The following is a 20,724-nucleotide window of genomic DNA, read 5'->3' as shown; positions in this document are numbered from 1 at the left end:
ACTGTACCTAGCGGTAACAAGTGGGCCCGTGTCACCTTTCCGATGCCACCGGCCGGCGGTACCCCCACTTTCCCAGCCATGCGACGGAGTCGTCGCCGACTTCGGCATGGCCGAAAACGCAGGAGTTCCGCAGTGATCGGATTCCGCAACGCCAGCAAGGACCGGTACCGCAGTCGGGTGCGACGACTGGCCGGGGCCGGATTGGTCCTGCCGCTCGCCGTCGGCGCGCTGGTGACAGGCGGCGCCGGGACCTCCGTGGCCAGCCCCGGGGCCGGACCCACGGCCGTGGTGTCCATGGGTGACAGCTACATCTCCGGCGAGGCCGGACGCTGGAAGGGCAACACCCTCACCAACACCGGGAGCAGGAACGGGACCGACCGGGGCTGGGTCAGCGGCAGCACCTACGATCCCGGCAAGGTGTACGGGACCACCGCGGGCGGGTGTCACCGCTCCGACTCCGCCGAGGTGCGCAGCGCCGGAGCCATCGCCGACGTCGCCGTGAACCTGGCCTGTTCCGGGGCGGTTTCCGACAACGTGTTCCGCGCCTCCAACGGCGGCGTCGCCTTCAAGGGCGAGGCTCCGCAGGCGGACCAGCTCGCCGCGGTGGCCGCGAGCCATGACGTCAAGGTCATCGCGCTGTCCATCGGCGGCAACGACCTGGGCTTCGCCGACATCATCAAGGACTGCGCGCTCGACTTCGTCATCTGGAACTCGTACTGCTACGACGACCAGCAGTACGGGGTCGACCAGAAGATCGACGCGGTCATGGACAAGGTCGGCAAGTCCGTGGACGAGGTGCGGGCCGTGATGCGCGCGGCCGGGTACGCCGACTCCTCGTACCGGCTCGTGCTGCAGTCCTACCCGTCGCCGATCCCGCGGGGCGCGGAGAACCGGTACACCCAGAGCGACTGGAGCCGGCTCAACACGGGCGGCTGCCCCTTCTGGAACCGGGACTCGGACTGGGCGCGGGACTCGCTCGTGCCGCAGATAGCCAACCGGATCAAGGGGGTCGCCGCGGCCAAGGGGGTGCAGTTCCTGGACCTGCGGGACATGATGCAGGGCCGTGAGGTGTGCGCCAAGGCGAGCAAGCAGGTGAGCACCACGGTGCCGGCTTCGGCGAAGACGAGCGAGTGGGCGCGCTGGATCGACAACAACGAGACGCAGGGCCTGATCCAGGAGTCCATGCACCCGAACTACTTCGGCCAGCTGGCGGCCGGCCGCTGCCTCGCACTGGTCGTCGCCCAGCCCGCGAGCTCCGGCTTCAGCTGCAAGAACACCGCGGGTGGGGACCAGACCGGGATGTTCCTGACGCCGGCCTCCTGAAGCGGCTCAGGGGGAGGGGTTCAGCACGGACAGGACGTTGCCGGCCGGGTCCTTGAACCAGGCGATGGTCGGCTCGTTCCCCTTCGGCCGGACGATTCCCTTGTCGTCCATGTCGAACCCCTCATAGCGTTCGATTCGGACACCGCGCGCGGTGAGCTCGTCGACGGCCCGGTCGACGTCGTCGACGGGGAAATTGAGGATCGTGAAGCTCGCGGCCTCGTGGTTGTCCTTCTGGTAGACGAGGACCGTGTTGTCTCCCGCCAGGTGCAGCGACAGCATGCCCATCTCCTCGTCCTCCGAGACGCGCAGGCCGAGGGTGCCTTCGTAGAACTCCTTGGCCCTGCCGAGGTCGTCGACGGAGAATCCGCTGAATGCCTTGGTGTCTGCGAACATGACCGTTCCTTCGATCCGACGCTCCCCGCTCTCCATCCTCCCCCCGACGGCGTCGGCCGTCGACCGACGGGAGGGTGCACGGACCGTCCGGGGCCGGTCACCGCGCGTGGGAGCCGGTAAATCCGGGTGATCGGCACGGTGCGGGCTGGACCGCGGCCGGCTGGTCCGCGAGGGCACCGATCCGGCGGCGGCCATGGACGAGTTCCGCACCTGGGTGCGGGAGGTTTCGGCCGAGGCCGGGGCGCAGCCGGTGATGTGCGGCTACCCGGCCCCCTTCGACTGGACCTTCCTGTACTGGTACCTGATGCGGTTCGGCGGGAACAGCCCCTTCGGCCACTCCGGCTGCCTGGACATGAAGACCCTCTACGCGACCAAGGCCCGGGTGCCGCTGCGCGCCGCGGTCAAGGGCCGGATGCCCCGTGAACTACTGTCGTGGCGCCGCCACACACACCACGCCCTGGACGACGCGATCGAGCAGGCCGAGCTGATGAGCAACCTGATGCTGTGGACCCCGCCGGTGCCGGACCCCGACGCGGAGCGCTCCCCGCGCATCACGCACCTCTCGTGGGGCCGGATCGAGGCCGAAGGGCTCGCCCCCGGCAAGGACTTCAGGCTCCAGACGTTGGAGGTGCTCCGGGCGGGGCCGGGGTCGATGTGCACGTGGCGGAGACGACCGCGGCCGTGGAGGTCTACAACCGGCTGGCCGCCACCGAGCGGGTCGCCGGGCTCTTCCACTCGACCTGCTGACCGGGCACGCGTACGGCGGTGCGCACGTCACGCCCGCAGTGGGTGACGTGCGCACCGCCGTTCGGTCCGGCAGCGCCGGTCAGTGCACCGGCACCGGTTCGGAGGCGGCTCCCGCGGCCGCGCCCTTCTTGGCGCCGAGGTGGTTGAAGGCCAGGTTCAGCAGGATGGCCACCACGCAGCCGGTGCTGATGCCGGAGTCGAGGACGACCAGCAGGTCCTTCGGGAAGGCGTGGTAGAAGTCGGGCGCGGCGATCGGGATCAGGCCGATGCCCACGGAGGCGGCGACGATCAGGGCGTTCTCGCCCTTCTCCATGGCCGCGCCGGCCAGGGTCTGGATGCCGCTGGCGGCGACCGACCCGAAGAGGACGATCCCGGCGCCGCCGAGGACCGGCAGCGGGACCACACCGATGACGGAGGCGGCCATCGGGCACAGGCCCAGCAGGATCAGGATGCCGCCGCCCGCGGCGACCACGAACCGGCTGCGCACCTTGGTCATGGCGACCAGCCCGATGTTCTGGGCGAAGGCACTGCACATGAAACCGTTGAACAGCGGGCTGAGCGCGCTGCCGAGGGTGTCGGCGCGCAGGCCCCCCTCGATGGTCTTCGCGTCCGCGGGACGGCCGACGATCTTGCCCAGCGCCAGGATGTCGGCGGTGGACTCGGTCATGCAGACGAGCATGACGATGCACATCGAGATGATCGCGGCGACCTGGAACTGCGGGGCGCCGAAGTGGAACGGGGTCGGGAAGCCCACCACGGACGCGTTCTTGACGGCGTCGAAGCTCGTCATGCCGAGCGGCAGGGCGATGAGCGTGCCCGCGACCAGGCCGAGCAGGATGGAGATCTGCTGGAGGAAGCCGCGCAGGAACTTGCGCATCAGCAGGACGATGACGAGGGTGACGGCGGCCATGCCGATGTTCTTCATCGAGCCGTAGTCGGCGGCGGTGCTGTTCCCGCCCTGCGACCAGTTGAAGGCCACGGGCAGGAGCGAGACGCCGATGAGGGTGATGACCGTACCCGTCACGACCGGTGGGAAGAAGCGGACGAGTTTGCCGAAGTAGGGGGCGGCGAAGAAGCCGAGGATTCCGGCGACGATGATCGCGCCGAAGATGACGGGGACGGCGTCCGCCCCCTCCCCCTTGCCTATGGCGATCATCGGGGTCACACCGGCGAACGAGACGCCGTTGACGAAGGGGAGCTTGGCGCCGATCTTCCAGAACCCGAGGGTCTGGAGGAGGGTGGCGAGGCCGGCGGTGAAGAGCGAGGCGCCCATCAGGAAGGCGGTCTCGGTGGCGGAGAGCCCCACGGCAGGGCCGACGATCATGGGCGGGGCGACGACACCCGCGTACATGGCGGCCACGTGCTGGAGACCGCTCGTGAACATTTTCAGCGGAGGCAAGGTCTCGTCGACCGGGTGTTTCTCCCCGGAGACCTGCGGTACTGCGACTGCGTCTTTGCGAAACCTGGGCATTGCGGCCACGGCTTCCTCCGGTCGGGTAACACGTCGGCAGGGACGTGGGTGTCATGGAGGTGGTGCGAAAGGAGTGCGAGTCGAGCCTGTATGGAGTTGTGGGTGGTGCGACTACATGTCCCAAGGGGTGCAGAAACGATTTGCCCAACACCGGTTCCGCGCTGTGGTTCCAGCCGCGGGGGCTGGAGGTGCCGTGGCCGTGGCGCGAAGCGCGCGCGGCAGCGCAAGTGGCACGCGTCACCGCCCCCGGGGGCGCCCTCGGATTTCCTCGGGCGCTACCCGGGAACGGCTACCGCGGACCCCGCTCGGGTCCGCGGCCGCCGGCCGGGGGCCGTCCCCCCCGGCCGGACTTCTGGGGGTACCTCCCGGCGGTAGCCGGGGAGGGTCAGGCCTGCGCGGAGATCCGCGCCAGGCGCTGGGCCTCTTCCCGGGTGGACACCGCGATGGCGTCCTCGTCGGCGAAGAGAAGGCGGTTGTTCTCGACGATCTGCTTGCCGTTGACGAACGACGCGGTCACCGGGGCGGCCGCGCCGAAGACCAGCGCGGTGACCGGGTCGGCGATCGAGGAGTGCAGGAAGGTGCTCAGGTTCCACAGCACCAGGTCGGCGCACTTGCCGACCTCCAGCGAGCCGATGTTGTCGGCGCGGCCGAGGACCTGGGCGCCGCCGTAGGTACCGAGGCGCAGGGCCTGGCGCGCGTTCAGGGCGCGCTCGCGGTGGACCGGGTTCAGGCGGTTGATGAGGAGCGCGTTGCGCAGCTCGGTGTGCAGCTCACCGGACTCGTTGGAGGCGGTGCCGTCCACGCCGAGGCCGACCGGGACACCGGCGGCGAGCATGTCCGGGACGCGGGCGATGCCGGCGGCCAGACGGGCGTTGGAGGACGGGCAGTGCGCGACACCGGTCTTGGTCCGGGCGAACGCGGCGATGTCGGAGTCGTTCATGTGGACGCTGTGCGCCATCCACACGTCCTCGCCGAGCCAGCCGGTCGACTCGAAGTAGTCGGTCGGGCCCATGCCGAACAGTTCCTTGCAGAACTGCTCTTCCTCGACGGTCTCGGAGCCGTGCGTGTGCATGCGCACGCCCAGGCGGCGGGCCAGCTCGGCGCCCTGCTTCAGCAGCTCGGTGGAGACCGAGAAGGGGGAGCACGGGGCGACGGCGACCTGGGTCATCGAGTCGAAGGAGGCGTCGTGGAACTTCTTCACGGTCGCCTCGGTGTCGGCGAGCGCACCTTCGAGGGTCTCGACGGCGTGGTCCGGCGGCAGGCCGCCGTCCTTCTCGCTGCGGTCCATGGAGCCGCGGGCGAGGGTGAAGCGGACGCCCATCTCGGAAGCGGCACGGATGATCGAGCCGGAGAGGTCGCCGGAGCCCTTGGGGAAGACGTAGTGGTGGTCCATCGCGGTGGTGACGCCACCCTTGGCCATCGCGGCGAGGGAGCCCTGCGCGGCCGTGTACGTCATCTGCTCGTCGATGCGCGCCCACGTCGGGTACAGCGCGACCAGCCAGTTGAAGAGGTTGTGGTCGGTGGCCAGACCACGCGTGATCCACTGGTAGAAGTGGTGGTGCGTGTTGACCAGACCGGGGGTCACGAGGTGCCCGGTACCGTCGATGCGACGTACGACGTTCTCGAGGTTCTCGGGGGCCTTGCCCGCGCCGATCGACTCGATCTTGTTGCCGGCGACGACGATGTGACCCGAGGCGTACTCGGTGTCGTTGGCGTCGACGGTCGCGATCGCACAGTTCTCGATGACGATGCGCTCGACCGCGCTGTCAGGGGCTGCCGATGCTGCCATGGGACTTCCTCGTGCTTTCAGTGGCGGTATGGGCACGGCAAGGCCCAGGAGATTTGAGTGCCGGAGCCGGGGGCCTTGACAGCTGACAGTACTGCCGCCCCGAGTGGTGCGTCCGGGTGCCGATTCAGGAAGCTGCAGAGTGTCGCGCGGTCCCGGGGCCACTGCGGAGCCCCGGGACGCGCGTGCCGCATCAGAGGTTGGTCATGTCCACGGGGATACGGGCGTCAACGCCGTCCCGGAGAACAGTGGCCTCGATCAGACCGTACGGGCGGTCCGCGGCGAAGTAGACCTCGTTGTCGTTCTTGAGGCCGAAGGGCTCAAGGTCCACGAGGAAGTGGTGCTTGTTCGGGAGCGAGAAGCGGACCTCGTCGATCTCCGAACGGTGGTTGATGATGCGCGAACCCATCTGGTACAGGGTCTGCTGCAGCGACAGGGAGTAGGTCTCCGCGAAGGCCTGGAGCATGTGCTTGCGCGTCTCGGCGTAGGACTTCTCCCAGTTGGGCATCCGCTGGTCGTCGTCCGACCAGTTGAAGCGCCACCGGGCCGACACCTGGGTGGCGAGGATGCGGTCGTACGCTTCCTTCAGGGTCGTGTACTTGTCCTTCACGTAACCCCAGAACTCGGAGTTCGTGGAGTTCATGACGACGAGGTCCTTGAGGCCGGAGATGACCTCCCAGTTCTTGCCGTCGTACGTGATCTGGGTGACCCGGGTCTCGCCGCCGTCGCGGACGAACGAGTGGTTCACCTCGTCGGAGCCGATGAACTTGGAGTTGGCGTCCGAGGTGGCGATCCGGGACCAGGCGTACTCCTCGATCCGGATGCGCGCCTTCTGGATCGGCTCCTGGCTGCCCACGAACCAGCGCGCCAGGTGGATGCCGAACTGCTCGGCGGATTCGATGCCGTACTCCTTGGCGAACGCGTACACCGTGTTCTTGGTGGTGTCCGTCGGAAGGACGTTGGCGTTCGAGCCGGAGTAGTGGACGTCGTCCATGTCGCCGGAGAGGGCGACCGAGACGTTCAGGTCCTTGATGTGGTGCGTGTCGCCGTCCCGCGTGATCTTGACGACGCGGTTCTCTGCTTTGCCGTACTGGTTCTGGCCCAGAATCGTGGCCATGCTAGCTCCCTCGGTAAACGGAGTAGCCGAACGGGTTGAGCAGCAGCGGTACGTGGTAGTGCTCGCCCGGGTTCACCGCGAACGTGATGGTGACCTCGGGGAAGAACGCACCGCTGTCCCTTACGCGGGGGGCGTCCTGCTGCGCCTCGGCTTGCTTCTTCGAAAAGTACGTCTCGGTCTCGAAGTCGAGACGCACGTGGGTGGTGCCCTCCGGCAGCGCCGGCAGGTCCTTGCAGCGCCCGTCCGCATCAGTGGCGGAGCCGCCCAGGGCCGCCCACTCGCCGTCCAGACCCGTACGGGCCGACAGGGAGATGGCGACGCCCTCGGCGGGCTTGCCGATGCTGGTGTCCAGGATGTGCGTGGACACCGACGCGGTGGTCTCGGTGCTCATGATCGGTCTCACTCTCCTTCAACGAGTTCGACGAGGCGGGTCAGGCGGATCTTGTTGATCTTGACGAGCTCGCCGCGGGCGATTTCCCACTCCCGCTCCGGCGAGTTGTCGATCCGGACCTTGACCGCGTCCCGCATGAACTCCCCGGTCGCACCGGTGGCGCAGATGAGGAAGACGTGGCCGAACTTCTCCTGGTACGCCAGGTTCAGTTCGAGGAGCTCGTTCTTGAGCTCCTCCGAGGCGCCGGCCATGCCACGCTGCTCGCGGGCGGAGGTCGGGTCTCCCGGCTTCGGCCGGCCGATCGGCGCGTGGCCTCCCATCGCTTCGCCCAGGTCCTCCGCCGTGAGCTCCGCCATGGCGGCTTCGTTCGCGGCGAACAGGGACTCTGCGGTGGCGAAGGGGCGCTGGGCGAGCATCTTGCTCCCCCACGCCGAACTGGCGCACACCTCGTGCAGCTCGGCCGTGGCCGCGCTGTCGTCCAAGGTGTTGAACCGGGTGAGACCCGGGGTCGGACTCGAAGTCACGGTAGGCCTCCGTGGCCTGTTGTTGCTTTGACGGGCTGCGCATAGCTAACGCCCTCGACAACACGGCGTCAACACTTTGTTGAAACTTCCCGTACACAAAAGCCGCCGCCCGGGTGAATTGGGCGGCGGCTCGTCACCGCGGGTCAACAGCCTTTCACTCTTGGCTGCTCTTGGCGCTGCCTTTGGGGCCGGAATCCCGGTTCAAGTAGTTGTAGACCGTGAAGCGGCTTACGCCCAGGGCGCCCGCGACCGTTTCCACACCGTGCCGCACGGAGAAGGCGCCCCGTGCCTCCAGTATCCGCACCACGTCCTGCTTGGACTTCCGGTCGAGCTGCGACAACGGTACGCCGTGCCGGCGCTCCAGGGCCGCCAGGATGTGGTCCAGCGAGTCCGAGAGCTGCGGCAGGCGCACGGCCAGCAGGTCTTGACCCTCCCAGCTGAGCACGACGTCGTCGGGCTGCGCCAGGGCCGGGTCCATCAGCTCGCCGCCCATGGCGTCCACCAGCGGCTTGACGGCGGTGACGAAGGGGTGGTCGCGGGGCTCGGTCATGGGGTGTCCTCCCCGATCACGTTGACCTGGAGCGAGACGCGCGTGGCTCCGGCCTCCAGGGAATCGCGCAGCAGCGCCCCCACCGCGGCCAGCACCTGGCCGGCCTCGCCCTCGGCGGTGTTGCCGAACGGACCGACGTCCACCGCGTCCAGCTGGGCCTTCTGAATGACCTCACGCGCGGCCACGGCATGGGCAGGAGCCTCTTCGAGGTCGAAGGGCTCGGTCGTGAACTCCACTCTCAATCGCACGCGGTCAAGCTACCCCGCGGTCTCGTTTTTTCGGCAGTCCGTACTTGACATCCGGGACAAGCCCGATGCAGTCTTCCATCAAGCAGAAACTAACTTCCGCAATACGGAAGGAGCGCACACCCCTCATGGGATACACGGACCAGCGCTTCGATGTAAACCTTTCGATCCTCTTCACGGAACTCCCGCTCCTGGAGCGTCCCGCGGCTGCCGCCGCGGCGGGCTTCACGGCGGTCGAGCTGTGGTGGCCCTGGATCGAGACCCCCACCCCCGCACAGGAGGAGCTCGACGCCCTCAAGAAGGCTCTTGAGGACGCCGGCACCCAGCTGGTGGGCCTGAACTTCTACGCCGGCCGGCTGCCGGGCCCGGACCGCGGTGCGGTCTCGGTTCCCGGTGCGGAGTCGGAGCGCTTCAACGCCAACATCAACGTGGCCGCGGACTTCGCGGCCTCGGTCGGCTGCAAGGCGCTGAACGCCTTGTACGGCAACCGCGTCGAAGGCGTGGACCCGGCCGTCCAGGACGAGCTCGCGCTGAAGAACCTGGTCGTGGCGGCCCAGGCCGCGGACCGCGTCGGCGCGATCCTCCTGATCGAGACCCTCAACAAGCCCGAGTCGCCGCTCTACCCCCTGGTGAGCGCCCCGGCCGGCATCGAGGTAGTGGACAAGGTGAACGAGGCCACCGGCCTCGGCAACGCCAAGTTCCTGCTCGACCTGTACCACCTGGCGATGAACGATGAGGACCTCTCCGAGGTCATCGAAAAGTACGCCGCCAAGACCGGGCACGTCCAGATCGCGGACAAGCCCGGACGCGGTGCCCCCGGCACCGGCGAGCTGCCCCTCGAGGAGCTGCTCGACCAGCTGAAGAAGGCCGGATACGAGGGCTACGTAGGCCTGGAGTACAAGGCCGCCGACGCTGCCGCGTCCTTCGCATGGCTGCCGGCCGAGGCCCGCGCCGCGAAGTAGGCGGACAAAGTCCAGGCGATCAGCCAGGCACGTCACGAACTTTTCGTACAAAGCATTAAGAGAAGGACCCTCATCATGAGCAACCCCGCTGCGCTCCCGTCGATTGCCTGGATCGGTCTCGGCATCATGGGCTCCCCCATGGCCGAGAACCTCCTGAAGGCCGGCTACTCGGTCACCGGTTTCACCCTGGAGCAGGACAAGCTGGACCGCCTGGCCGCCGCCGGCGGCTCCGCGGCCGGCTCGATCGCCGAGGCCGTCAAGGACGCCGACGTCATCATCACGATGGTGCCCGCCTCCCCGCAGGTCGAGGCCATCTCCTACGGTGAGAACGGCATCCTCGAGAACGCGAAGTCCGGCGCGCTGATCATCGACATGTCGTCGATCACCCCGCAGACCTCGGTCGACCTCGCGAAGAACGCCGCCGAGAAGGGCATCCGCGTCCTCGACGCCCCGGTGTCCGGCGGCGAGGCCGGCGCCATCGAGGCCGTCCTGTCGATCATGGTGGGTGGCGAGCAGGCCGACTTCGACGCCGCTCTGCCGATCCTCGAGGCGCTCGGCAAGGTCATCGTCCTGTGCGGTCCGCACGGCTCCGGCCAGACGGTGAAGGCCGCCAACCAGCTCATCGTCGCGGTGAACATCCAGGCGTGCGCCGAGGCCGTCGTCTTCCTGGAGAAGTCCGGCGTGAACCTCCAGGCCGCCCTGGACGTCCTCAACGGCGGTCTGGCCGGCTCCACGGTCCTGACCCGCAAGAAGGACAACTTCCTGAACCGCGACTTCAAGCCCGGTTTCCGGATCGACCTGCACCACAAGGACATGGGCATCGTCACCGACGCCGCCCGCAACGTCGGTGCGGCCCTCCCGGTCGGCGCGGTCGTCGCCCAGCTGGTCGCCTCGCTGCGCGCCCAGGGTGACGGCGGCCTGGACCACTCCGCCCTGCTCCGTGCGGTCGAGCGCCTCTCCGGCGCTCAGATCTGAGCACTTCCCCTCTCGCAGGGGATCCGAGTCTCCGGATGGCGCCGGTGCTGACACCTGTCCTGTCGCGCCCAAGCGCCGGCGCCGTCCGGATCACCACTCGCCTTTTCAACTTCGTTCAACAAACTGTTGACGTTTAGTTGCCGCCGAAATTAGGCTGTTCCGCATGACGGAAGACGCTTTCCGTCAGCAGTTACCCGTACGGAAGGTCACCATGTCGAAGCGCACGCTGACGACCGAGTCCGGCGCCCCGGTCGCCGACAATCAGAACTCCGCCACCGCCGGCGTCGGTGGCCCGCTCCTGGTCCAGGACCAGCAGCTCCTCGAGAAGCTTGCCCGCTTCAACCGTGAGCGCATCCCGGAGCGCGTGGTGCACGCCCGCGGCTCCGCCGCGTACGGCTACTTCGAGGTGACGGACGACGTCACCGCGTACACCAGCGCCGCGTTCCTGAACACGGTCGGCAAGAAGACCGAGACCTTCCTGCGGTTCTCCACCGTCGCCGACTCGCTCGGCGGCGCGGACGCGGTCCGCGACCCGCGCGGCTTCGCGCTGAAGTTCTACACCGAAGAGGGCAACTACGACCTCGTCGGCAACAACACCCCGGTGTTCTTCATCAAGGACCCGATCAAGTTCCCCGACTTCATCCACTCCCAGAAGCGCGACCCCTTCACGGGCAAGCAGGAGCCGGACAACGTCTGGGACTTCTGGGCGCACGCCCCCGAGGCGACGCACCAGATCACCTGGCTGATGGGTGACCGCGGCATCCCGGCGTCGTACCGTCACATGAACGGCTACGGCTCCCACACCTACCAGTGGACGAACGAGTCGGGCGAGGCCTTCTTCGTCAAGTACCACTTCAAGACGAACCAGGGCATCCGCTGCCTGTCCTCCGAGCAGGCCGCCGAGGTCGTCGGCAGCGACGCCAACTCGCACCAGACCGACCTGCTCCAGGCCATCGAGCGCGGCGTGAACCCGAGCTGGACCCTCTACGTCCAGATCATGCCCGCCGCCGAGGCCGCGGACTACCGCTTCAACCCCTTCGACCTCACCAAGGTGTGGCCGCACAGCGACTACCCGCTGCAGCGCGTGGGCCGCCTGGTCCTCGACCGCAACCCGGACAACGTCTTCGCCGAGGTCGAGCAGGCCGCCTTCTCCCCGAACAACTTCGTCCCGGGCATCACCGCTTCGCCGGACAAGATGCTCCAGGGCCGTCTCTTCGCGTACGCCGACGCCCAGCGCTACCGCCTCGGTGTGAACCACACCCAGCTGCCGGTCAACGCCCCGAAGGCGACGAAGGCCGACAACTACGGCCGCGACGGCGTCATGGCGCTGCGCAACGGCTCGCGCCACGACAAGAACTACGAGCCCAACTCGTACCAGGGTCCGGCCGAGACCGGCCTGGCGCTCGGCGCCCCGAAGGCCGTCTCCGGCTACACGGGCACCCACGAGGCCCCGGCCCACACCAAGGACGACGACTTCTTCCAGGCCGGTGAGCTCTACCGCCTGATGTCGGAGGCCGAGAAGCAGCGTCTGGTGGCGAACATCGCCGGCGGCCTGTCTCAGGTCACCCTCGAGGACGTCATCGAGAAGAACCTGGCTCACTTCCACGCCGCGGACGCCGACTACGGCCGTCGCGTCGAGGAGGCCGTGCGCGCCCTGCGCGACGCCTGAGCCGCACAGCTGTACCGGGGGCCTGACGGGAGGTCAGGCCCCGGGTGCTGAGCCCGACCCGTGGACCCGGATGAGGGGTGGTACGCGGCGAGGGCAGGACGAGGACCGTGGCGGGCGTGCGAGCCAGTGCGGTGGTAATGGGTTCCGAGGCCCGTCTCTTGACCTGAGGGAGACGAAGCCGGAGTTCTCGTCGCCGACCGCCACGGTCCCAGCCGATCCTCTCCGTACAGGGGCTACGCACAGAGCCCCCTGCACGGGCAGGAACACACCTCCCCAACCGACTCCGCCCGGCGGTGCGAACGTCCTGTCGCGCCAGCCTCGCACCGTCGGGCGGTAACAACCAGAGCGCCGAGTCACGGACGGTCCCGTGACTCGGCGCTTTGTCGTCCCCCCGTTCCGGCCGCTGTCCGCGGGCTCGGTGAGCCGGCCGTACAGCTCGGGACGACGGGTCTGCAGCAGGCCGAACTCCAGCCAGACGCGGTGCTGGTCGTGGTCGAGGTCGAGGTCGGCGACGAGGACCGCGGGCCGGTCGCGGGGTGCGCGCAACACGACCCGGCCGTAGGGGTCGGAGATGAAGGAGGAGCCGTAGGAAAGAGGAGCGGCCCTCGGTGCCGGTGCGGTATGGCACGATCATGAAGAGCGCGTGGGCGAGGCCGTTGGCGCTGATGGCGTGTTCCCACATGGGCCGGGTGTCGAAGGCCGGCAGCCCCACCTCGGAGCCACGCCATCTTCGACACCGACCTGCGCACCACCCTGGCCGAGTCCACCCGCTCCTGGTCCCAGGACACGGCGGAGGCCATCTCGGACGCCCGGGCGGCCGGCCTCGGCGGTGCGCACGTCACGCCGCTGGACGCCGCGGAGCGGCTGACCGCCCTGGTGGAGGGTCTCAGCGAGCGCCGGCTGAGCGGCTCCCTGTCCCTGGAACGGGCCCGCGCGCTGCTGACCGGCGCGGTGGACGTGGAGCTCGGGCCCGTCCCCGCGTAGGGGCCCTGGCCCCCGGACGCGGAACGACCCCCGCTCCTCCTGACGGAGGGGCGGGGGTCGCCGTGTACTGCCTGACTCGCCGATCAGACCTTGAGGGCCTTGATCGCGGTCGGGGCGTGGCCCGGCTCGGTCGCGAGCTCCTCGAACTCGGTGACGTCGCTCATGTCGACCGTCTTGCTCATCGCGATGTTGGTGACGCGCTCCAGGATCGCCTCGACGACGACCGGGACCTGGAACTCCTGGGCCAGCTTCTTGGCCTCCTCGAAGGCCTCGCCCAGCTTGTCCGGGTCGGTGACGCGGATGGCCTTGACGCCCAGGCCCTCGGCGACCTTGACGTGGTCGACACCGTAGACACCCAGCTCGGGGGTGTTGATGTTCTCGAACTCGAGGTTGACCTCGAAGTTGATGCCCAGGCCGCCCTGCGCCTGACGGATCAGGCCCAGGTAGGCGTTGTTCACGAGGACGTGGACGTAGGGGACCTTGTGCTGCGCGGCGACCGCGAGCTCCTCGATCATGAACTGAAAGTCGTAGTCGCCCGAGAGCGCGACGATCGGGGTCTGCGGGTCCGCGGTGGCGGCACCGATGGCGGCCGGGATGGTCCAGCCGAGCGGGCCGGCCTGGCCGCAGTTGATCCAGTGGCGCGGACGGTAGACGTGCAGGAACTGCGCGGCCGCGATCTGGGAGAGACCGATGGTGGTGACGTAGCGGGTCTCCGGGCCGAAGACCTTGTTCATCTCCTCGTAGACGCGCTGCGGCTTCAGGGGGATGTTGTCGAAGTGCGTACGGCGCTGCAGGGTGGCCTTGCGCTCCTGCGCCGAGGCGGCCCAGGCGGAGAAGTCCGGCAGCTTGCCCTCGGCCTTGAGCTCCTTGGCGATCTCGATGAAGAGCTCCAGCGCGACCTTGGCGTCGGAGGCGATGCCGAAGTCCGGGGCGAAGATCTTGCCGAGCTGGGTGGGCTCGATGTCGACGTGGACGAACTTGCGGCCCTTGGTGTACGCGTCGAGGTTGTAACCGGTGTGACGGTTGGCCCAGCGGTTGCCGATGCCGAAGACGAAGTCCGACTCCAGGAACGTCGCGTTGCCGTAGCGGTGGGCGGTCTGCACACCGACCATGCCGGCGGCCAGCTCGTGGTCGTCCGGGATGGTGCCCCAGCCCATCAGGGTGGAGATGACCGGGACGCCGGTCAGCTCGGCAAACTCGACCAGCAGGTCGGAGGCGTCGGCGTTGATGATGCCGCCACCGGCGACGATCAGCGGGCGCTCCGACTCCAGCAGGAATTGCAGGGCCTTGGCGGCCTGGGCGCGGCTGGCCTGCGGCTTGTAGACCGGCAGCGGCGTGTAGGTCTCGGGGTCGAACTCGATCTCGGTCAGCTGGACGTCGATCGGCAGGTCGATCAGGACCGGGCCGGGGCGGCCGGAGCGCATCAGGTGGAAGGCCTCCTGGAACACGCCGGGAACCTGCGCGGCCTCCAGGACGGTCGTGGCCTTCTTGGTGACGGGCTTGGCGATCGAGGCGATGTCGACGGCCTGGAAGTCCTCCTTGTGGAGCTTCGAGACCGGAGCCTGACCGGTGATGCACAGGATCGGGATCGAGTCGGCGATCGCGGAGTACAGGCCGGTGATCATGTCGGTGCCGGCCGGGCCCGAGGTACCGATGCAGACACCGATGTTGCCCGCCTTGGCCCGCGTGTAGCCCTCGGCCATGTGCGAGGCGCCCTCGACGTGGCGGGCCAGCGTGTGCGCGATCCCGCCCACGTTCTTGAGCTCGCGGTAGAACGGGTTGATCGCAGCACCGGGCACGCCGAACGCTTGTTCGACACCCTCGAGCTTGAGGATCTCAACTGCAGCGGCGGCGGCTGTCATACGAGGCATCAGTTCTCCTGCGGGTCTGGCGGTCAGGCTTTTCCGTCATCCGGAAGTTTTGTTCTGCTATACGGAACAAGCTAAGGGGGCGGCTCCGCCGACGTCAAGGCGGTAGCGGACCCCGGAACCCACCAAAAGCCGCGTCTTGCTCGGTGAGTTGTACAAATGACCGAGCCGGCGACCCGAATCCCCCGGAAATGGCGTGCACTCTCGCCCCCGCGGTCGCCGGTGGTGGAGCATGGACCTACGCACAGCGACGAGGGGGTCCAGGTCTCATGGCGGAAGCGGTACCGGTGCGCTGCCCGGCGTGCCTGCGCGACAACGGCTACACCGCACCGGTCTTCCCCTGCGCCTGCGGAAGCCCGGTCAATCCCCCGCTGGACCTGGCCTCGCCGCCGGTGCCGCTGACGCACCGCACCTGGTCGGACAGCTGGGTGGCGGTGCGGTGCACGGCCTGCGGGCGGGAGAGCGAGTGGCCGCAGCCCGAGCTGGGCTGCGGATCGTGCGGGACGGTGGTGCGGATCCCGGTGCACCCGTTGGAGGGGGTCGACTCCGGCGACGCGGCCGGGGGCGGGGCCGGTGCAGGTGTCGAGCCCGGGCCGGGGCAGGCCGGCGGCGGGGTACGGAGGGACGGCGCGGGTACGGGGCACGGCTCGGGCCCCGGCCTCGGCGGCCCGGGCCGCCGCCGGTCCGGCCCCCGGCCGGATCCTCGCCACGCGGGGCCCGATCCGCGCGGAGCAGGGTCGGCAGGCGGCCCCGCCGACGGGCAGCCCGGCCACGTGCCACTGCCGCTGCCGCCGGCCGCTCCGCTCCCGCGGCCCGCCTTCCGGCCGGTGACCATCCGTACGGCCCGCGACGCGGTGGCCACGGCCGCGCTGTACCTGCGCTGGCTCGGTTTCCAGGACGTACGGCAGCCCGACGCGCGCCCGATCCCCTCCGCGGCCGTGGACCTGCGAGCTCCGGGGCTGGTCGCCCAGGTGGACCCGACCACCGCGCCGGCCGGGCTGCGGGCGGTGGAGTGCGTCTGGCTGAACGGCCTCACCGCTTCCGCGACCAGCGTCTACTTCACCCTCGCCGGGTACACGGAGGACGCCCGCACCCGCGCGGACGATCTCGGGATACCGCTGTTCGTCATGGACCTCACCGGGATGCCGCAGCCGGTCAACGACCCGGCGGACGAACTGGTCCGATCGGGGGCGTAGGCCCCGTCCGGGCGTCGGCGTGATCCGCGGGAGGGGCGCTTAAGCTCGTGGGCGTTACTTGCTTACATCCTTACGCCTGCCGAGGAGAGCCCGATGAGCCTGTACGACATCCCGCTGACCACCCTGTCCGACGAGCCCACGAGCCTCGCGGCGCACAAGGGCAAGGCGATCCTCCTGGTGAACACGGCCTCGCAGTGCGGGCTCACCCCGCAGTACTCGGGACTGGCACGTCTGCAGTTCAAGTACGAGGAGAAGGGCTTCACGGTCATCGGCGTGCCCTGCAACCAGTTCGGCGAGCAGGAGCCCGGCAACGCCGAGGACATCCAGACCTTCTGCGCGGCCGGTTTCGGCGTCACCTTCCCGATCCTGGAGAAGTCCGAGGTCAACGGCGGGAACCGGCACCCGCTGTACCGGGAGCTGGTGAAGACCCCGGACGCGGAGGGCGAGGCGGGGGACATCCAGTGGAACTTCGAGAAGTTCCTGATCTCCCCCGCCGGTGAGGTCGTCGCGCGCTTCCGTCCGCGTACCGAGCCCGAGGCCCCCGAGGTCGTCGCCGCGATCGAGGCGCACCTCCCGGCGTAAGGGCGCGGCCGCGTTCCCGTACGGACGCGGCTTCCGGTACGGGCCCTCCGGTACGGAAGGACCCGTACCGGAGGGCCCGTACCGGAGGGCCCGTACCGGAGGGCCCGTACGGGAGGGCCCGTAGCGGCTCGGCTCAGCGCAGGTCGGCCTCGTCGTACTCCCCCGTCGAGCCGGCCGCGGTCAGCTCGCGCAGCTCCACCCGGCGGATCTTGCCGGACACGGTCTTCGGGAGCTCGCCGAACTCGATGCGGCGGATCCTCTTGTACGGGGACAGCACCGCGCGGGAGTGCTCGAACAGCACGCGGGCCGTCTCCGGCCCGGGCTCCCAGCCGGCCGCGAGGCTGACGTACGCCTTCGGGACCGCCAGCCGCAGCTCGTCGGGGGCCGGGACGACGGCGGCCTCGGCGACCGCCTCGTGCTCCAGCAGGGCGCTCTCCAGCTCGAACGGGCTGATCTTGTAGTCGGAGGCCTTGAAGACGTCGTCGGAGCGCCCGACGTAGGTGAGGTACCCGTCGGCGTCGCGCGCGGCGATGTCGCCGGTGCGGTAGAGCCCGTCCGCCATGGCCTCGGCGGTGCGCTCCGGGTCGTCGTGGTAGCCGGTGGTCACCCCGGCGGGCCGGGCGCCCAGGTTCACGCAGAGCTCGCCCTCGTCCGGGGACTCCTTTCCGGTGACGGGGTCCAGCAGCACGATCTCGTAGCCGGGCGCCGGGCGGCCCATGGAGCCGGGCTTGACCGGCACCCCGGGGAAGTTGCCGACCTGGAGGGTGGTCTCGGTCTGGCCGAAACCGTCACGGATGGTGACTCCCCAGGCCTCGCGGACCTTGTCGATGACCTCCGGGTTGAGCGGCTCACCGGCGGCGACGGCCTCGCGCGGGGGCCTGGCCAGCCGGGTGAGGTCGGACTGGATCAGCATCCGCCACACGGTGGGCGGGGCACAGAAGGTGGTCACGCCGTGCCGGTCCATCTCGGCCATCAGCCGCTCGGGGTCGAAGCGGGTGTAGTTGTGGACGAAGACGGTGGCGCCGGCGTTCCACGGGGCGAAGAGGTTGGACCAGGCGTGCTTGGCCCAGCCGGGCGAGGCGATGTTGAGGTGCACGTCGCCGGGGCGCAGCCCGAGCCAGTACATGGTGGAGAGGTGCCCGATGGGGTACGAGGCGTGCGTGTGCTCGACGAGCTTGGGGCGGTCGGTGGTGCCGGAGGTGAAGTACAGCATCAGCGGGTCGGTCGCGAGCGTCTCCCCTTCGGGCGTGAAGGCGGTGTCCGCGCCCTGCATGTCCGCGAGCCGCCGCCAGCCTGCCGGGATCTGCCGTCCGGCGGCGATCCGGGTGTAGCCGCCCGGCACCTCGTCGAACTTGGCCGTGTCCTCGGCGCGCGCGATGACGTGGCGTACCCGGCCGCGCTCGACGCGGTCGCGCAGGTCGGCCGGGCCGAGCAGGGGGGTCGCGGGGATGACGACGGCGCGCAGTTTCATCGCGCCGAGCATCACCTCCCACAGCTCGCGCTGGTTGCCGAGCATGACGAGGATCCGGTCGCCGGGCGCGACGCCCTGCTCGCGCAGCCAGTTGGCGGCCGCGCCGGAGCGTGCGGCCAGCTCGGCGAAGGTGAGCGCCTCGCTGGTGCCGTCCTCCTCGAAGATGCGCAGGGCGTCGGCGCCGTTCCCTGCGGCGATGTGGTCGAACCAGTCCAGCGCCCAGTTGAAGCGGTGGGGGCGGGGCCAGGTGAATCCGCTGTGGGCGGCCTCGTAGTCACCGCGGCGCTCCAGCAGGAAGTCCCGCGCGGCGAGGAACTGGGCGGTGGCGCTGTTCTGCGTACTTTCGGTCGTCATGGCAGGTATCGTGCCGCGTCCGCCGTACGGACCACCAGTGCGACGCCCGGAGCGAGTTGAGCGTGGGCGAGGATCCGGCCACCGCCGGCCGGATCACCGCCCTCCCGGCCGGATCACCGGCTCCCGGCCGGATCACCGCCTCCCGGCCGGATCACTGCCTCTCGGCCGGAGCCGTTCGCACGGCCATGAGCAGGCCGCTCGACCAGTCCATGCGGAGGGTACGGAAGTCCCCGCGGTCTTCGATCTCCGCCGGCAGGCGTTCGACGGAGGCGCCGTGGCCCTGCGGCCGGCCGGGCTGCGGAAGGAGGTCGTCGATCAGGTACGTACCGCCGGGGGCCACGAGCGCCAAGGCCCGTTCCAGGTGGGTGAACTTGCCCGGCCAGGTGTCCGCGAAGACCAGGTCGAAGGGATCTCCGTGGTATTCCTCCAGCCACGTGCCGCCGTCCGCTGCCACGAAGGTCACCCGCGGTCGGAACGGAACTGCTCGCGGGCGATGTTCTGCACGCCCTCGTCCAGTTCGACGGTGATCAGGCGGATGCGCTGTCCATCCCGCTGAGGAGCCAGGCGGTGCCCTCGCCCACTCCCGTGCCGAGTTCGAGGATGCGGCCGGCGGGGCGAGTGGCCGCGAGAAGGGCCAGCAGGTTGCCGGTGCGCTCCTCGCAGGAGAGGGAGAAGCCCGCGCGGCGTGCCCCGGCGCGCAGGGCCGGCAGGAAATGCGGGATCCGGCTCGGCATGTCGTCCATCCCGGGATCATGCGGCCGGCGCGCGTGCCGCACAACTCCTTTGAAGGCAGGCCCGGTTACCGGGTTCAGCTCCGGTACGCCGTCCCGAAGCGCACGGAAGCCCCGCCCGCGTCCGCGCCCCCGCCCCCGCCCGCGTCCCCGTCCTTCTCCTCACCTGTCATGCCGGCGATCATCCGCTCCCCCTCGGCGACGATCTCCTCCTTCTGCGTCTTCGAGACCCTGTCGAACAGCTCTACGGTGAGCACCGCCCCCTCCAGCTTCCACAGCCCGGCGACGAACCCGTCGACGAGCAGGGTGCAGTGGGCCTGGTTCCCGCTCCAGGTACGGCCCTTGATCTCGGGCGCGACCACGCGGGTGCGGTCGGCGTGCGAGAGGAGCAGGTTGTCGAACTCCGGGAGGAAGCGCGGCGGCGCCGGGGTGTCCGGGTCGGGGCGGGGCGCGTCGGGCAGGTCGAAGAGCTCGACGCCGTTCTCGTCCCGGAAGACCGCCAGGCCCGGCCGCAGCCGCTCAAAGGCCTCGCGCAACCGGGTGAGCCCGGCCCAGACCTGCATGTCCTTGACGGAGGCGGGCCCGAAGGCGGCGAGGTAGCGCAGGACGACGTCATCCACGGGCTGCGCCGCCCCAGCGGTCCGCCCGAGCCAGTTCTCGACGGTGGTGAGCCGGACCTGCCCGCTGCTCCCCCACACGCCGCGCGGGGTGACCTGGACCAGCGGCAGCCGGCAGCGGGCGGCGACGGACAGCGACTGCGGGTCGGCCCCGGGCCACTCGCGGAGCAGCTCCTCGCGGATCTCGGCCATGGTGCGCGGCGCGCTCTCGACGAAGGCGCGGGCCCGGTCGGCGAGCCGGTCCAGGTCCACGCCCACGAGCCCTTTCCGGAAGTAGGTGACCTCGCGGTCGCGGGCGGGCTGGACGAGGGGCCGCAGGGTCAGGGCGTCGTGCGCGGTGTGGGTGTGGATGGTGGAGCGCATGGTGACCATCCGGACCACCTCGCGGGACTCCATGAGCCCGGCGAGCTCGGCGGGCCGGAAGCCGGCGAGCCGGGCGTGGAGCTGGAAGTAGGGCGGCTTGACGTTCTGCGCCTGGAGTCCGAGCAGGTGGGTGACGGCGCCCTCCGCGGACATCTCGGCGCGGCTGAGCAGCAGCTGGCGGGCGAGCGTGGCACGGTTCAGAGCGCGGGTGCCGAGTACGGGATGCGTCGTCGTGGAGGCCATGACAACAAGCTAGCCCTCCTTGCGGACAGCTTCGGTCCGCAACTCCATTCCTTGCGCACGCCACACCCTTTCCCCCCGATACGCTGCCCTTGGCCATGACCCACGACGAACACCCGCGACGAACACCCGCGACGAACGCACCTCAACCGGGAGCTGACCTGC

At 69.5% G+C, this 20,724-nt stretch carries 21 protein-coding genes; 8 read left to right on the top strand and 13 right to left on the bottom strand.

What is annotated here, in order from left to right; genetic code table 11:
* Nucleotides 1-132: 132 nt before the first annotated feature.
* Nucleotides 133-1,323, top strand: coding sequence for a GDSL-type esterase/lipase family protein (locus IF88_RS0122320; RefSeq protein ID WP_234323648.1), 1,191 nt, complete (start codon nt 133-135; stop codon nt 1,321-1,323).
* A 6-nt stretch (nt 1,324-1,329) separates the two neighbouring features.
* On the opposite strand, the gene IF88_RS0122315 is transcribed toward IF88_RS0122320, so the two are convergent.
* A complete protein-coding gene (locus tag IF88_RS0122315) occupies nt 1,330-1,716 on the bottom strand; it encodes a VOC family protein (protein ID WP_030715223.1) in 387 nt (128 codons plus the stop codon).
* A 193-nt stretch (nt 1,717-1,909) separates the two neighbouring features.
* Here IF88_RS0122315 and IF88_RS48050 point away from each other — a divergent pair, with 193 nt between their 5' ends.
* Nucleotides 1,910-2,509: a 3'-5' exoribonuclease domain-containing protein gene (locus IF88_RS48050; RefSeq protein WP_234323647.1), complete on the top strand. Its 600-nt coding sequence runs from the start codon at nt 1,910-1,912 to the stop codon at nt 2,507-2,509.
* 33 nt (nt 2,510-2,542) lie between these two features.
* Here the strand turns inward: IF88_RS48050 and IF88_RS0122305 are convergent, their stop codons facing one another.
* From IF88_RS0122305 to IF88_RS0122275, 7 genes are all read right to left on the bottom strand, one after another.
* Nucleotides 2,543-3,943, bottom strand: coding sequence for a nucleobase:cation symporter-2 family protein (locus IF88_RS0122305; RefSeq protein ID WP_078893048.1), 1,401 nt, complete (start codon nt 3,941-3,943; stop codon nt 2,543-2,545).
* Between the two features lie 376 nt (nt 3,944-4,319).
* Nucleotides 4,320-5,723 carry an 8-oxoguanine deaminase gene (locus IF88_RS0122300; RefSeq protein ID WP_030715217.1) on the bottom strand — a complete coding sequence of 468 codons (1,404 nt, stop codon included), beginning with the start codon at nt 5,721-5,723 and terminating at the stop codon, nt 4,320-4,322.
* A gap of 190 nt (nt 5,724-5,913) precedes the next feature.
* Nucleotides 5,914-6,837: a factor-independent urate hydroxylase gene (gene pucL / locus IF88_RS0122295; protein ID WP_030715208.1), complete on the bottom strand. Its 924-nt coding sequence runs from the start codon at nt 6,835-6,837 to the stop codon at nt 5,914-5,916.
* A gap of 1 nt (nt 6,838) precedes the next feature.
* Nucleotides 6,839-7,228: a hydroxyisourate hydrolase gene (uraH, locus tag IF88_RS0122290; protein WP_030715205.1), complete on the bottom strand. Its 390-nt coding sequence runs from the start codon at nt 7,226-7,228 to the stop codon at nt 6,839-6,841.
* An 8-nt stretch (nt 7,229-7,236) separates the two neighbouring features.
* Nucleotides 7,237-7,752 (bottom strand): 2-oxo-4-hydroxy-4-carboxy-5-ureidoimidazoline decarboxylase, encoded by a 516-nt coding sequence (gene uraD, locus IF88_RS0122285; protein ID WP_030715202.1) that lies wholly within the window; start codon nt 7,750-7,752, stop codon nt 7,237-7,239.
* A 154-nt stretch (nt 7,753-7,906) separates the two neighbouring features.
* Nucleotides 7,907-8,302, bottom strand: a complete 396-nt coding sequence (locus IF88_RS0122280; RefSeq protein WP_030715200.1) for a helix-turn-helix domain-containing protein — start codon at nt 8,300-8,302, stop codon at nt 7,907-7,909.
* Nucleotides 8,299-8,550, bottom strand: a complete 252-nt coding sequence (locus IF88_RS0122275) for a thiamine-binding protein (protein ID WP_037806630.1) — start codon at nt 8,548-8,550, stop codon at nt 8,299-8,301. Before IF88_RS0122275 ends, IF88_RS0122280 begins: the two co-directional genes overlap by 4 nt.
* A gap of 125 nt (nt 8,551-8,675) precedes the next feature.
* On the opposite strand from IF88_RS0122275, the gene IF88_RS0122270 reads away from it, so the two are divergent.
* The 4 genes from IF88_RS0122270 (at nt 8,676) to IF88_RS0122255 (ending at nt 13,137) form a co-directional block, all read left to right on the top strand.
* A complete protein-coding gene (locus IF88_RS0122270; RefSeq protein ID WP_030715192.1) occupies nt 8,676-9,509 on the top strand; it encodes a TIM barrel protein in 834 nt (277 codons plus the stop codon).
* A gap of 75 nt (nt 9,510-9,584) precedes the next feature.
* Nucleotides 9,585-10,484, top strand: a complete 900-nt coding sequence (locus IF88_RS0122265; RefSeq protein ID WP_030715190.1) for a 2-hydroxy-3-oxopropionate reductase — start codon at nt 9,585-9,587, stop codon at nt 10,482-10,484.
* A 211-nt stretch (nt 10,485-10,695) separates the two neighbouring features.
* A complete protein-coding gene (locus tag IF88_RS0122260; protein WP_030715187.1) occupies nt 10,696-12,153 on the top strand; it encodes a catalase in 1,458 nt (485 codons plus the stop codon).
* A gap of 726 nt (nt 12,154-12,879) precedes the next feature.
* Nucleotides 12,880-13,137 (top strand): TetR family transcriptional regulator C-terminal domain-containing protein, encoded by a 258-nt coding sequence (locus IF88_RS0122255; protein WP_078893047.1) that lies wholly within the window; start codon nt 12,880-12,882, stop codon nt 13,135-13,137.
* A gap of 83 nt (nt 13,138-13,220) precedes the next feature.
* Here the strand turns inward: IF88_RS0122255 and gcl are convergent, their stop codons facing one another.
* Nucleotides 13,221-15,008 carry a glyoxylate carboligase gene (gcl, locus tag IF88_RS0122250; RefSeq protein WP_078893046.1) on the bottom strand — a complete coding sequence of 596 codons (1,788 nt, stop codon included), beginning with the start codon at nt 15,006-15,008 and terminating at the stop codon, nt 13,221-13,223.
* Between the two features lie 266 nt (nt 15,009-15,274).
* Between gcl and IF88_RS0122245 the strand changes: the two genes are divergently transcribed.
* Both IF88_RS0122245 and IF88_RS0122240 read left to right on the top strand, forming a co-directional pair.
* On the top strand, nt 15,275-16,201 hold the full coding sequence (locus IF88_RS0122245) for a hypothetical protein (RefSeq protein WP_030715179.1): 927 nt from the start codon (nt 15,275-15,277) through the stop codon (nt 16,199-16,201).
* A gap of 93 nt (nt 16,202-16,294) precedes the next feature.
* Nucleotides 16,295-16,783: a glutathione peroxidase gene (locus tag IF88_RS0122240; RefSeq protein ID WP_030715176.1), complete on the top strand. Its 489-nt coding sequence runs from the start codon at nt 16,295-16,297 to the stop codon at nt 16,781-16,783.
* Nucleotides 16,784-16,916: 133 nt separating this feature from the next.
* Here the strand turns inward: IF88_RS0122240 and IF88_RS0122235 are convergent, their stop codons facing one another.
* From IF88_RS0122235 to IF88_RS0122225, 4 genes are all read right to left on the bottom strand, one after another.
* Nucleotides 16,917-18,608 (bottom strand): AMP-binding protein, encoded by a 1,692-nt coding sequence (locus IF88_RS0122235; protein ID WP_030715173.1) that lies wholly within the window; start codon nt 18,606-18,608, stop codon nt 16,917-16,919.
* 151 nt (nt 18,609-18,759) lie between these two features.
* Nucleotides 18,760-19,062, bottom strand: a complete 303-nt coding sequence (locus IF88_RS48040) for a hypothetical protein (RefSeq protein ID WP_234323646.1) — start codon at nt 19,060-19,062, stop codon at nt 18,760-18,762.
* 73 nt (nt 19,063-19,135) lie between these two features.
* A complete protein-coding gene (locus IF88_RS48035) occupies nt 19,136-19,351 on the bottom strand; it encodes a hypothetical protein (RefSeq protein WP_234323645.1) in 216 nt (71 codons plus the stop codon).
* Between the two features lie 65 nt (nt 19,352-19,416).
* Nucleotides 19,417-20,562 carry a winged helix DNA-binding domain-containing protein gene (locus IF88_RS0122225; RefSeq protein ID WP_078893045.1) on the bottom strand — a complete coding sequence of 382 codons (1,146 nt, stop codon included), beginning with the start codon at nt 20,560-20,562 and terminating at the stop codon, nt 19,417-19,419.
* Nucleotides 20,563-20,724 lie beyond the last annotated feature (162 nt).

It is taken from the genome of Streptomyces sp. NRRL F-2580 (assembly GCF_000720115.1).
Taxonomy (GTDB): Bacteria; Actinomycetota; Actinomycetes; order Streptomycetales; family Streptomycetaceae; genus Streptomyces.
The sequence above is the reverse complement of the archived record's forward strand: the minus strand, read 5'-3'. Positions and strand labels throughout refer to the sequence as shown.